Here is a 12,679-nt window from a genome sequence, read left to right as displayed (position 1 = left end):
GAAAAATTCACCAACCACAGGTCAACCTACGTATTAAAGCGCTATTTTGACGATTTATCTTTAACCATGACCGCCATGATGAGTCGTTCCAGCTCTTTTAATTGAACCGCCATTTGGCGAGTCAGCCAAATATAGCCATAAATCGATGAATCAGTTGCGGGTTTATAATGAATATCGGGTTCAAATTGTTCCAAAACTTCGGTGATTTCATGGGTAATGGCAGTGATTTTTTCATCACTGTCGGGTTTAACCCCAAGTGTGAGTAATTCTGCCAAATGTTCAAGGTTTTCTGCTGTCAGGCGTCTGGTTTTACGCAGAACCTGCGCATTGATCATCCAGAATCGCCCATCTCGTGATGACCAGTAACTTTCGATCAAAAGTTTGAGGGTGGAGATTAGATCGCGGCAGGTTGTTTGTAACTGATTAAAATGTTCCAGATTGACTTGGGTTTCACGACTGGCCGAATTGATAAAGGCCCGCATTTTTACCACTCGATTTAACTCGAGTTGTAATTTTTCTGACAGATTGGGGCGTTCAATCACATTGATTGATGTGTAGGCACTATAAATTTTACCTAATGCTGAAAGGGCATCACTCATCTGCAAGCGCCAGTGAATAAACCCCCGTTGTGGATAGATACTGGCAAACAGCAATGCAAATAAAGCCCCTAAAATCACATCACCACTGCGCCATAATGCCGTGTGGATATCTCCGGGAGCTGCACCGGCGACTACTGCGAGTGTAATTCCGATCAATAGCGCCATATAAGGTCGTTTTCCTAAGGCCAGATAACCGCAGAAAAACATGGTGATAGCACACCAGATCAGCATAAGTGGACGGGAATAAAGTTCCAGATATAAAGCGACCATCCCTGATGAGGCCCCAAAAATGGTGCCTGAAATTCGGTGCAACGTCCGATACATGACATTACCCCAAAATGACATGGGCCCTAATAGAACGACCAGCGTAATTAATGGCCAGCTGCCCTCGGGAATATTTGAGAGCCTGATGAACATAAACGTACATACAAAGGCAAGTCCGACACGAATGCCATGAACGGCCCGGTAATGGCGATAGATCCAATTTTCAATCGGACTGATTTGCTGGTTAAGGCGCACGATGCTTCCGTCAATCGTTAGGCTAACAGTTATGGGAACGAAGAGTTTAACGAAGTCAAGTTCGACATAAAAGTAGGGAAAATAAGTATTTTTGAATCTTTGTTTTGATATAAACCGAACTAAAAATAATATATTGATTTAGCACAATAACTATTTGAAAAAAACCGTTTGTTACAGAGATAAAAAGGATACCGATTTAAAATCGGTATCCTTTTAAATGCGCTATCCTTCAGATTAGATTTTTTGATGCTAAAAAGACATGACAACATGTTGTTAAACATTGTGCTGAGCACATCTTCTTGAATCATCAAATGTTACGGTACATGAGATCTATGGATCTGCTGTCATCACATGATAGGGGGGCAACGAATTCGGTAGGCTCGATGGCCGTTTAATATTGTTAGAGTTTGTGGAGCTTTGGTGATGCGTTTTGCCACCGTTGGAGGTACTCATGTTTTGTTTGGAAAGGCGCACGCTAGAATAGCAAGAAATCCATATCCCAAGCGGTAATATTCGTACCTTCATGGTAGAACCTGCTATTGTAGATGCGGTTAGTGGTTGGGTGGTCAGTGTTTCACCGTAATAATGAATCAGTATATTTCTATGATAAATAATCCTCAGTTTACAATTAAAGAGCCGGTTTCCGTCAGTGGTCAGATCTATCAGTACTTAAAAGAATCCATTGTTACCTGTGAAATCGAGCCAGGTAGTAGTGTGTCAGAAAAAGCCATTTCGGCATCGTTGGAGGTTTCCAGACAGCCTGTTCGGGAAGCGTTCATTAAATTGGCCGAATGCGGTTTACTGAAAATTTATCCGCAACGAGGTAGCGTAGTTACCCGAATCAGTATTAAAGCGGTGATGGATGGTAAGTTTATTCGTTCAGCCATTGAATGTGCGGTAGTCAAAAATCTAGCTCAGACCGTTACTGAGGCTCAGTTAAAAGTATTGAACGAAATTATCGGATTGCAGCAAGCCGCCATTCACGAGCAGAATTATCGAGAATTTCTCAGACAAGATGATGCTTTTCACCAGCAGATGGCTCTGTTTGCCGATTGTAAATTAGCTTGGGATACCATTGATAATCTGAAGACTTCAATGGATCGGGTTCGGTATCTGGATATTAAGCGTGACAAGAGTATGGATGAGGTCGTAAATGAACATCAGGCTTTAATCGAAGCTTTACGTCAGCATAATGATGAGCGGGCGGCTGCATTATTGGCTGCACATCTGGACGATGTCCCTGAGGTGATTGATGATATTCTGATGACCAAAGCGGACTGGTTTGAAACTCAAAACTAACGAGAGCTGTTGATTGAGACGAATGCCGCTTGATCTCATGTCCATAAAAAGCGCCGATGGGAAGAAAGGCGCTTTTTATGGAGAGTGCGCGGGTTATTTGGGATCCAGTTGAGCTAGCTCCAGATCAAGGCGTTCGGCAACAGTTAATTGATTGGGTTGTTCAATCACAATACTTTTCATTTTTTTCTCCTACCAACTCCATACGGTGCCATCTTCTAAGCGACCCACGGGTAAATAGGCCGGATCATATGGATATTTTTTAGCTAATTTTTCATTGAACTCGATTCCAATACCTGGTTCATTTCCTGGGTGCATGTAACCTTGTTCGAATGTCCAATGGTGTGGGAAGACCTCCAGCATTTGGTCGCTATATCCCATGTATTCCTGAACTCCGAAGTTGGGAACCCATAAATCAAAGTGCAGCGCCGCGGCCATACAAATGGGTGACAAATCAGATGGGCCATGAGAACCGGTTCGCACTTGATAAAGGGAGGCAAAATCTGCGATGCGGCGCATACCAGAGATACCCCCGGCATGAGTTAAGGTCGTACGGATATAATCGATGAGTTGTTCTTCAATCAGCTGTTTACAATCCCAGATGCTATTGAACACTTCCCCAGTCGCAATGGGAGTGACGGTATGCTGGCGAATTAAACGAAAGCATTCCTGATTTTCAGCCGGTGTTGGGTCCTCCATCCAGAAGAGTCGATAGGGTTCAACCGCTTTACCAAAACGAGCCGCTTCGATGGGGGTGAGACGATGATGTAAGTCATGCAGCAAATGGTCTTCAAAACCGAATTCGTTACGAATGGCTTCAAATAGTTTCGGGGTAAAGTCGAGGTATTTTTCTGTGGACCAGATTTGTTCTTCAGGCCAGTTTCCTTTGGTTGCGGGTTCGTAAGCAAGACCTTTTCCTTTAGACATTCCATAAGTCGTTTTCATCCCTGGAATGCCACATTGAACCCGAATGGCTTTAAAGCCCATCTCTTTGTGTTTCGCGTAATCCTCAAGGGCTTCTTCAATGGTATGGCCGGTGGTATGGCAATACACCATGACACCGGTGCGGGAAGCACCGCCTAATAGTTCATAAAGAGGCATATGGGCTACTTTGGCTTTGATATCCCATAAAGCCATATCAATTGCCGATATAGCTGACATAGTGACCGGGCCACGGCGCCAATAAGCCCCTTTGTAGAAAAATTGCCAGATATCTTCAATTTGATTGGCGTTGCGCCCAATCAGTTGGGGACAAAGATGATCTTTTAGATAGGACGTAACAGCAAGCTCTCGTCCATTCAAGGTGGCATCACCTAGACCGGTGACCCCGGTTTCAGTGGTAATTTTTAGAGTGACAAAATTACGTCCCGGACAGGTAACAAATACCTCCGCATTCACAATTTTCATGGTTGTTTTCTTTTCATTTGATTTAACATGATGACTACCATACAAGTATGTCTAAGGCCAAAATGTGATATGAACCGCACTTCGGGATGGTTCATCTGTCGATTGATAGAAAAAACGGAAACTTTGTGATCGAAACTATTTCTTGATAACGGTGTGGGATGAGAGAGCAACAGACTCTAGTGACTCTCTCAAAATTGGTATGAACCCGTCTGATTTTGGCGTTACTTGTGAAGGGAAGAGTAAAACCAAACGATTTGAATTGTGATGCGAAAGGTGTTTTAGCGCGGGCTATTCTCCCACAACTTGCCTCTAAAGCTGATCTATCAATCTCAATGATCAGTTAGACGGTTGCAAGCTCAATGGCGTAACCGGTGGTTTTGAATATGACCCTTTGTACGCCATTAGCATTTATTTCCCGTATCTATTCGGTTTTGTTAGCACTACCTTGCTGGGCAACAGCAGCCATTTTCTGGTTGATTTCATCCTGATCGCCCAGATAATAATGCCGGAGCGGTTTGAGATTTTCATCAAACTCATAGACTAATGGAATACCGGTTGGAATATTGAGCCCGACAATTTCTTCTTCAGAGATTTGATCCAGATATTTGATCAGGGCTCTTAAGCTGTTGCCGTGAGCGGCGATTAATACCTTTTTCCCTTTTTTCAAATCGGGAGCAATGACTTCATTCCAGTAAGGGAGCACGCGATCGATAGTGGTTTTTAAGCTTTCGGCTTTAGGCCATTGCTGAGGTGATAGATCTTGATAACGCGGGTCATTCCCCGGGAAATATTCATTGTCTTCATCCAGTAATGGGGGCAGTGTAGCAAAGCTGCGTCGCCAGATCAGAACCTGCTCATCTCCATATTTAGCTGCGGTTTCACTTTTATTTAGCCCTTGTAGCGCGCCATAGTGACGCTCGTTGAGTTGCCAACTGCGGTGCACTGGGATCCACATCAGGTCCATCTCTTCCAGTACCAACCAGAGCGTTTTAATGGCGCGTTTCAGACGCGATGTATAGGCGACATCAAAGGTCAGCCCGGCTTCTTTGATGAGTTGTCCGCCCTGTTTGGCTTCTTCTACGCCCTGAGCCGAAAGTGGGACATCAGCCCATCCGGTGAAGCGATTTTCCTGATTCCACAGACTTTGTCCGTGACGAATTAATACGAGTTTTATCGGGGCCATGAATCCTCCTAACCGATTGCTTTAACTGTCGATGAATAATGTTGCTCCATACGGTGTTATCGAGTTCAGTATCCCGGAAAGGCAATTCTGAAATTATTATGTTCCCATCATCGGTATCTGAGTGATAATCGTCAAGTTGCAATGATGTTTTATATGTAAACTTTTTGTTGGCTCTTCAGGAATTGATTCGGATCGTGGTTTTTTGGGTTTTTTGTACGGAAAACGATAATTTATGGGATAGTGTAAACATTCTTATTTAGGAGATCGGGTATGGATGCAAAGACTCTTCAGGGCTGGTTAGGTCAGCATCAATTAGGCGTGGCCGCACATTATCTGAACACCGCGGTGTATGATTGTGAAGTGTATATCTGTGGTGTAGAAATTTTAGCGGACGGTCAGCTTATTCTGGAGTTTCGTAAAGGACACCAGTTTCAAATCGGCGATTTGATGACTATCCATCTGGATAATCGGACTGGCGTGAGTGAATATGATGCTTCTTTGAATGTTTATCGCTGTTCATATAAAGGTGAAATTGTACAAATTCAGCCGAACCGTGTCCGAGTGGCTCCCGTTGAATATCAGTTGTTTTGGGGAATGGAGATCGTGCTTCATTACCAACAACCGGGATATCAGTTCCCTCAGGATGATCGTGTAGAGCAAGCGTTGCCGGATACGTCACTGACTGAGCTTCCTGAATTTGATTTGCGGGAGCAGGAAAATAAAATCGGAGTGTTGGTGAGTTATGCGTTAGAGCGGCCCCATACCACCGTGCTCGCTTTTCTTTCATCCGATGAAGATGATATTTTCTTCATCACGTTGCCACAGACCTTTAAAGCGAAATTGTTGCGACGTCAGTCGCGTTGCTATTTTGCGATTGATTCCCGAGCGGTGTTTACTTATTCCGAGGCGATCGAGTGGAATTATAGTTTAATCGCAGCAGATGCTTATCAGATCCCGGCGACGCATCCATTATTTGAGCCGATTAAAGAAGCTTTTATTGCGAAAAATCCGTGGGAAGTCGGTTTTTTTAGCGATCCATCGATTGAAATGTATCATTTAAAAGCTCAGCACGTAGTGTGTCCGGGTCATGCGCTTTCTCAGGAATAATAAAGTAGATCAAGATCGTAGGCTGATTATTCCTTTAAGCTATATTTAAAATCAATGTTTATAAAAAAATTCATGAGTGTATCCATTTTACCGCAGTTAATGATGCTGGTCGGGGTTTTTGAGCGGGCGGCACTGATCTTAATGGTGCTGTTTATTCTGACGCATACCAGTCGTTTTCAGACTTTGTTTCGTAAGCAGAATCATCACCCTCTGGAGTTAGGTGTTATTTCCGTATTGTTTGTTTTTTTCGCGGTGTTCAGTACCTATACCGGGATCCATGTCGATGGTTCGCTGATTAATGTGCGGATTATTGCCATTCTTTCTGGTGGGATCTTATTTGGCCCGCTGGTCGGTATTCCCGCCGGAGTCATTTCTGGACTGCATCGTTATTTGATTGATATTCATGGGCCAACCTCGCTCCCTTGTCTGATAACCAGTGTGGCCGCCGGTGTTCTGGCAACTTGGATCCATTTTCGCTGTCGTAAAGAAAATTATTGGTTTTGGGGGATTATCGCCGGAATTATTTGTGAAGCGGCAACAATGACACTGATCTTATTCTTTGTTCCTTGGTCTCAGGGGCTGACGATTGTCAAAGCGATTGCTTTTCCGATGATTATTGGCACGGTATCGATTGGGGTCATGGTGCAACTGGTTCAAAGTTTAGATAGTGAAAACGACCGGGTTGCGGCGAAGCAGGCCAAGTTAGCGCTGGATATCGCCAATAAGACGCTGCCGTATTTTCGGGAAAATACCCGGCAATCGATGCGGGAGATTTGTAATATTATTTTACACGATATTGGGGCTGATGCGGTGGCGATTACCGATGTGTCTGAAGTGTTGGCTTATGTGGGGGAAGATGAGCAGCGCTATTGGGAAAATTACCATGGGTTGAGTAGCTTCACGCGTCAGGCTTTGGCTGATGATCGAATGGTTATTCAGAATGAGGTTGAGTTTGATGGCTTCCATTCGTTACTGATTATTCCCCTGCATGAAGGCGGAAAGCTGACCGGGACTCTAAAAATTTATTATCGGCGAGGTTATAAAATTACCAATGCGCTGCGGGAAATGGCGGTTGGATTATCGCACGTGATTTCGACGCAGCTTGAAGTTTCTAAGGTTGAAAAACTAAAACAGATGGCGACTAAAGCCGAATTTTCCGCTTTACAGAATAAAATTAATCCCCATTTTCTATTCAACAGTTTAAATGCCATATCGTCTTTAATTCGGATGCGCCCGGATGAAGCTAGGGAACTCATTGCTCGGTTGGCTGACTTTTTACGTTATAACCTCAAACATAATGAAGATTTGATCGCGATTGATGAAGAGCTGAGTCAGGTGCGTGATTATATCGCCATTGAACAGGCCCGTTTTGGGAAAAAATTAACGGTTCATTTTGATGTGGACTCATTGGCGATCAAGATCCCCAGTTTGATGATCCAACCTTTAGTGGAAAACGCTATCCAACATGGGATCCAACCGGTGAAAGGACCTGGAGAAGTGACGATTCGAGTCAAACAACCGACACCTGAAGCGGATATTGAAATTGCAGTGATGGACTCGGGGATTGGGATCCGTGAAGAGGTGATCCGGCAATTAGAACAGGGTGAAATCTCCAGTAATCATATTGGATTGACCAACGTCAATCAGCGGATCCACTTGCTTTATGGACGAAGCCTTAAATTACGTCGTTTGGAGCCGGGCACGGAAGTTAAATTTTATATTCCGGCTGCGTTCGATTCTAAAGTCAGCGAGTCATAGGGTAAGTGTATGCGAGCAATTATTGTTGAAGATGAACCGTTGGCGCAACAAGAGTTAGTTTTTCTGATTGAAAAATATAGTCAGATTGAAGTGCTGGCTTGTTTTGAAGATGGGCTGGATGCCTTTAAATTTTTACAGTCCAATGAAGTGGACGTTGCTTTTTTAGATATCAATGTCCCTTCGATAGATGGGATGTTGCTTGCTAAAAATATTCATCAGTTTGCCAGACGGCCTTTTATTGTTTTTACGACGGCTTATAAAGAATTTGCTGTAGATGCCTTTGAATTGGAGGCATTTGATTATCTACTCAAACCGTTGAGTGAGAGTCGGGTCAAAGGGCTTTTAAATAAGCTGGAAAATGTGTCATCGGCGACGACTATAGCCCCGACGGTCGCTGCATCTGCAACTGTCGTGGCCTCGGAACCCTCGGCGGTGAGTCCGATGAATTCGCCCGTATCGGTAGCGACGTTAAGTGTACTTAGAGACAATCGAATCGTAGTGATAAAAGTGGCGGATATTGCTTATTTGGAAGCCAATGAAAAACAAACGGAGCTTGTGACATCTCAGGGGCGTTTCAGTTTGAATCAATTATTGAGTGAAGTTTATGCTCAGCTGCCTCGAGAACAGTTTTTTCGCTGTCATCGTTCTTATTGCGTTAACCTTGAACAGATAGAAGAGATTATCCCAGGGTTTAATAGTACCTACCAACTTCGACTGCGGGATATTGATACCATGATCCCGGTTAGCCGCTCGAATTTGAAATTGTTCCGGGAACGGATGAATATTCATTAGTGCCGAATGAGACGGCACTCTCTTAAACTCGCCTCTAAATCAATCGCATAAAAAAGGCGCCGTGAGGCGCCAAGCATAGGGATATGCGTTAAGGATTAATTAGCATGTTGCAAGTTGTGATGACGGGGTTGGATAGACTGCGATTTATCAGAGGCACTCTGCGGTGCTTTCACAACCAAGGTCAGGAATAAAGAAATAACGAGCAGTGTGAAAATCAGATAGAAAGTTGGGATGAATCCACCTAACAGACTGGCAACGACCGATGCGGTCAGACTGCCGACCCCAAAACCTAAGTAAATAAAACCATAGTTTTTAGTCAGATTTTGCATGCCGAAGAAATCACTAATCAAAGATGGGTAGACGGTGATGGTCCCGCCAAAGCTGAAAGCAATACAGGCGACAGCGGCAAAAAACCAGACACTGTTTAAAGGAGTGAAGAGCAGAATTGCCATGCCAGCCAGACTGAAAGCAACCGCGATAGATACCACCCGGATCCGTGACATTTTATCAGAAAGGATCCCCAGAACCAGACGGCCTAATAGATTGGCCAGAGCGATAATTGCAACGGATTGAGCTGCATATTCAAAGCCTAAATGCGCATAGTTCTGACCGATATCTTTCGCTACCCCAATAATATACAGGCCGCTCATGCAGATGGTCAGGAAGATCAATGCCATCATCCAATATTGAGGACGAGTCATCGATTGGGCGAGTGTCAAATCTTGTACGTTGGTATTGAAGCGGGAAGTACCTCGCTGAGTAGGTAGATTGGGCGCATCGTGCATCATGCATGCTCCGATTAAAATCATCACCATTGCGATGAGTCCCCACACCTGGAAGGTAGTCGCCAGCGAATAGTGGTTGAGCAGGAACAAGTTAATATATTTAAAGCCTAAGCTGCCTAAACCATAAGCGCCGATGGATAGCGCTGAAATAAGACCTTTTTTCTCCGGAAATAATTTCACGCAATTGGAGAGGGTCATTAAATATCCGGTGCCGTCGGCAAATCCCAGTAAGATACCGCCACAGATATACAGCATGATTAAACTATTGGAAACCGAAGTTAATCCGAAACCGATGCCCATTAACAGGCCCGCGGCGATGGTAACGTTTCTGACGCCAAAACGTTCTTGCAATTTACCGGAAATAGAAGAGGCAATGGCCAATGACAAGCTTAATAGGCCAAATGAAAATGCAACCTGATTGACGGGTTCTGATAATTTATGGGCTAATCCTGAATTGAACAGGCTCCAAGTATAGACCGAACCTAGGGCAAATTGAGTAATGATTGTTCCAATTAAGGTTAGTGCACGAGAGCTGATTTTTGATTGAGTCATCTCTGCCTCCAGTTAATTTTTAAGTATCTGGAACCTATTAAATACGCCTGAATTTCAACCGCAATAGCTTGAAATAAAGATAAAAAAACTGGCGTTCAGACAGGAATGAATGGCGTTGAGAGAGAATGAAATACAATCGGGAATAAACGACGGCAGCGGGAAAATAGAGAGATGTGATCGAAGTCAAACTCTAAATAAATGTAAAGTAAATGTCAAATTTATGTTTTAAAACATGATGATGACTTCCGGTCACGGTTTGAATCACGAACCAGAAGTCATCGTTTATTGTTATTCGGATGTGCCTTTTAAAGAGACATTCGCTGTAGAGGTGCCTTTTTTGTGGGACCAGTATCCCGCCAGACAGGAGCCGGAGATATTATGCCAAACCGAGAACAGTGTTCCGGGTACCGCAGCCGTGGCCGTAAAAAATTTCATCGCCAAGGCAGTGGCTAATCCGGAGTTTTGTAGTCCGACTTCAAAAGCAACCGTACGGCAGATAGTTTCATTGAATCGGAGTAACCGGCAGATCCAGTATCCGCTAAGCAGCCCCACACTATTATGTAAAATAACAGCCGCTGCCACCAAGGGACCAATAGAAGTCAGGTTACGCTGATTTAATGCAACGACGATGGCAATGATCGTCACGATGGCTAGCATCGAAATAACGGGCAATAACGTATCCAGTTTTTGAGTAAAACGGTGACATTGAGTATTAATCAGTACCCCAACGACGACCGGAATTAATACAATTTTGACCAGACTTAATAGCATACTGAATACTGGAACATCAACGCTGTGTCCGGCGAGTAGCCCGACCAATAACGGGGTTAAAATGACACCTACCAGAGTTGATATGGCCGTCATGGTGATCGATAACGCCACATCACCTTTCGCCAGATAACACATGACATTTGAGGATGTGCCACCGGCGACGCTTCCGACCAGTACCATCCCGATGGTCAGTTCGCTATTAAAACCGAGGATCAAACTAATGAGCAACGCCGACAGCGGCATTACGGTAAATTGCAAAATGAGGCCCGTCAAAATTGCTTTTTTATTATGAATGACATTGATGAAATCGGTTCGTTGCAGGGTGAGCCCCATCGTAAGCATGATGATGATAAGCAACGGAATAATATCGCCTTTGAGGGATGTAAACCATTGGGGTTGTTGGTAGGCCAGAACGGAGAGCAGGATGGCCCACAGTGGAAATAGTTGGGTTATTTTTTTTAACATGTTCGAGTATGCTGATTGAAAGCGTTGAGTATTAAATTACCGTATTTTTATAATTTAAAAAATCAATATTTTTATTTTTGTTAGCATGTTTATTTAAAATTAATTACATTAATAGCATTAGTATTGATGTGATATGGAGTTGCTCATTGAGCTTTGGGTTGTCTACGCTAATAGAGATATTCCTACGGGAGTGGATATGGAACAAACATTGGGAACATCTGAAACACCGCCTCAGTGGTTAACTTCTGAAGGGATCAGTGAGCTTCGGGGAAAACTGGTTAAATTTGCAAGAATGCAGGTTCGGGATAGTCAGCTCGCTGAGGATGCCGTGCAAGAGGCTTTAATTGGTGCATTGCAAAATATCGATCAGTTCAATCGACATGCGGCATTTCAGACTTGGGTTTTTGCTATTTTGAAAAACAAAATTGTGGATTTATTGCGTAAGGAACGTAAATTCCAAGCGGCCGAAGATCTGCAAGAGGGATCGAATTTAAGCGGTGAAGATCTGATGGATGTGTTGTTTCAGGAAAATGGTCACTGGCAAAAGTATGAACGTCCGACCCATTGGCAATCAGCGGATCAGGAGGTGCATTCCGAACATTTCTGGCGGGTTTTTGAGGCTTGTTTGGGAGCCTTACCTGAACAGTATGCTAGGCTTTTCATGATGCGAGAATTTTTGGAGCTAGCTACACCGGAAATTTGTGAGTCAGCTTCCGTGACTCAAAACCAGTTAAATGTCACTTTATATCGAGCCCGATTGCGATTGCGGGAATGTCTGGAAGATAACTGGTATGACGCATAGAACCATTCCATTGTTAGCCGTTGTATTTGCAAAACCAGAACGCGGTATTTGAAGCCTACATACAGATCTTAGGAGTTGAATTATGAACTGTAAGCAAGCGACTTGGTTGTTGTCATTGCAACTGGATCATCGGCTGAGTGTTAAACAAAAATTAGCGCTGAAATTTCATTTAGGAATGTGTGGTGGCTGTCGAAATTTCTCCAAACATATGGGAGAAATTCGTTCAATATCAAATGAATATGTGAAAGATGAAAAAAAATAGTAAATTTTTTTATATTTTTTTGTAATAAAGTCGGGGCTAGGTTCGTCAGATAATTGCAATACAACAGGGTATTGATAAAACTTAAGAGGAATTTATCTGATGGCTAACACAAAAACTTCACTCGTAATCGCTTTAGGAACCGCATTAGCACTTTCAACAATTGCTACGACTGCACAGGCAGCAGGGAAAGAAAAATGTTATGGCGTGGCTCTGGCTGGTCAAAATGATTGTGCTGCCGGACCGGGCACAACCTGTGCCGGGACTTCTAAAGTCGACTATCAGTCGAATTCCTGGAAATTGGTTCCGGCAGGGACTTGCATGGAGATGAAATCGGATAGCTCATCAACAGGTTTTGGTCAGTTAAAACCATTCTAACAGGGG

The 12,679-nt window shown here is 43.7% G+C and carries 12 protein-coding genes; 7 read left to right on the top strand and 5 right to left on the bottom strand.

Going from position 1 to position 12,679, the window contains the following annotated elements; genetic code table 11:
* Positions 1-41 precede the first annotated feature (41 nt).
* Positions 42-1,118, bottom strand: a complete 1,077-nt coding sequence (locus tag ABUE20_RS12090) for an FUSC family protein (RefSeq protein ID WP_408620192.1) — start codon at positions 1,116-1,118, stop codon at positions 42-44.
* Positions 1,119-1,721: 603 nt separating this feature from the next.
* Between ABUE20_RS12090 and ABUE20_RS12085 the strand changes: the two genes are divergently transcribed.
* Positions 1,722-2,417: a GntR family transcriptional regulator gene (locus tag ABUE20_RS12085; RefSeq protein WP_408620191.1), complete on the top strand. Its 696-nt coding sequence runs from the start codon at positions 1,722-1,724 to the stop codon at positions 2,415-2,417.
* 189 nt (positions 2,418-2,606) lie between these two features.
* Here ABUE20_RS12085 and manD read toward each other — a convergent pair whose 3' ends face one another.
* Positions 2,607-3,821 carry a D-mannonate dehydratase ManD gene (gene manD / locus ABUE20_RS12080; protein WP_408620190.1) on the bottom strand — a complete coding sequence of 405 codons (1,215 nt, stop codon included), beginning with the start codon at positions 3,819-3,821 and terminating at the stop codon, positions 2,607-2,609.
* Between the two features lie 421 nt (positions 3,822-4,242).
* Entirely contained in the window at positions 4,243-5,004 is a 762-nt protein-coding gene (gene gpmA, locus ABUE20_RS12075) for a 2,3-diphosphoglycerate-dependent phosphoglycerate mutase (RefSeq protein ID WP_408620188.1), read from the bottom strand.
* A 270-nt stretch (positions 5,005-5,274) separates the two neighbouring features.
* Between gpmA and ABUE20_RS12070 the strand changes: the two genes are divergently transcribed.
* The 3 genes from ABUE20_RS12070 (at position 5,275) to ABUE20_RS12060 (ending at position 8,661) form a co-directional block, all read left to right on the top strand.
* The gene (locus tag ABUE20_RS12070) at positions 5,275-6,111 is read left to right on the top strand and encodes a hypothetical protein (RefSeq protein ID WP_408620186.1); all 837 of its coding nucleotides are present in this window, start codon (positions 5,275-5,277) and stop codon (positions 6,109-6,111) included.
* An 84-nt stretch (positions 6,112-6,195) separates the two neighbouring features.
* Positions 6,196-7,869 (top strand): LytS/YhcK type 5TM receptor domain-containing protein, encoded by a 1,674-nt coding sequence (locus tag ABUE20_RS12065; protein ID WP_408620266.1) that lies wholly within the window; start codon positions 6,196-6,198, stop codon positions 7,867-7,869.
* 9 nt (positions 7,870-7,878) lie between these two features.
* Positions 7,879-8,661, top strand: a complete 783-nt coding sequence (locus tag ABUE20_RS12060; protein WP_408620185.1) for a LytR/AlgR family response regulator transcription factor — start codon at positions 7,879-7,881, stop codon at positions 8,659-8,661.
* Between the two features lie 95 nt (positions 8,662-8,756).
* Here ABUE20_RS12060 and ABUE20_RS12055 read toward each other — a convergent pair whose 3' ends face one another.
* Positions 8,757-9,998, bottom strand: a complete 1,242-nt coding sequence (locus ABUE20_RS12055) for an OFA family MFS transporter (RefSeq protein WP_408620184.1) — start codon at positions 9,996-9,998, stop codon at positions 8,757-8,759.
* A 288-nt stretch (positions 9,999-10,286) separates the two neighbouring features.
* Positions 10,287-11,234 carry a bile acid:sodium symporter family protein gene (locus tag ABUE20_RS12050; protein WP_408620183.1) on the bottom strand — a complete coding sequence of 316 codons (948 nt, stop codon included), beginning with the start codon at positions 11,232-11,234 and terminating at the stop codon, positions 10,287-10,289.
* A gap of 196 nt (positions 11,235-11,430) precedes the next feature.
* Between ABUE20_RS12050 and ABUE20_RS12045 the strand changes: the two genes are divergently transcribed.
* The 3 genes from ABUE20_RS12045 to ABUE20_RS12035 all read left to right on the top strand — a co-directional run bounded on the left by ABUE20_RS12045 (position 11,431) and on the right by ABUE20_RS12035 (position 12,673).
* Positions 11,431-12,036: a sigma-70 family RNA polymerase sigma factor gene (locus ABUE20_RS12045; RefSeq protein WP_408620182.1), complete on the top strand. Its 606-nt coding sequence runs from the start codon at positions 11,431-11,433 to the stop codon at positions 12,034-12,036.
* Between the two features lie 82 nt (positions 12,037-12,118).
* Entirely contained in the window at positions 12,119-12,298 is a 180-nt protein-coding gene (locus ABUE20_RS12040) for a zf-HC2 domain-containing protein (protein WP_408620181.1), read from the top strand.
* 99 nt (positions 12,299-12,397) lie between these two features.
* Positions 12,398-12,673 carry a BufA1 family periplasmic bufferin-type metallophore gene (locus ABUE20_RS12035; protein ID WP_408620180.1) on the top strand — a complete coding sequence of 92 codons (276 nt, stop codon included), beginning with the start codon at positions 12,398-12,400 and terminating at the stop codon, positions 12,671-12,673.
* Positions 12,674-12,679: the final 6 nt, after the last annotated feature.

It is taken from the genome of Celerinatantimonas marina (assembly GCF_046054165.1).
Taxonomy (GTDB): Bacteria; Pseudomonadota; Gammaproteobacteria; order Enterobacterales; family Celerinatantimonadaceae; genus Celerinatantimonas.
Note: the sequence above shows the minus strand (reverse complement) of the source record. Positions and strands in the feature narration are given on the sequence as shown.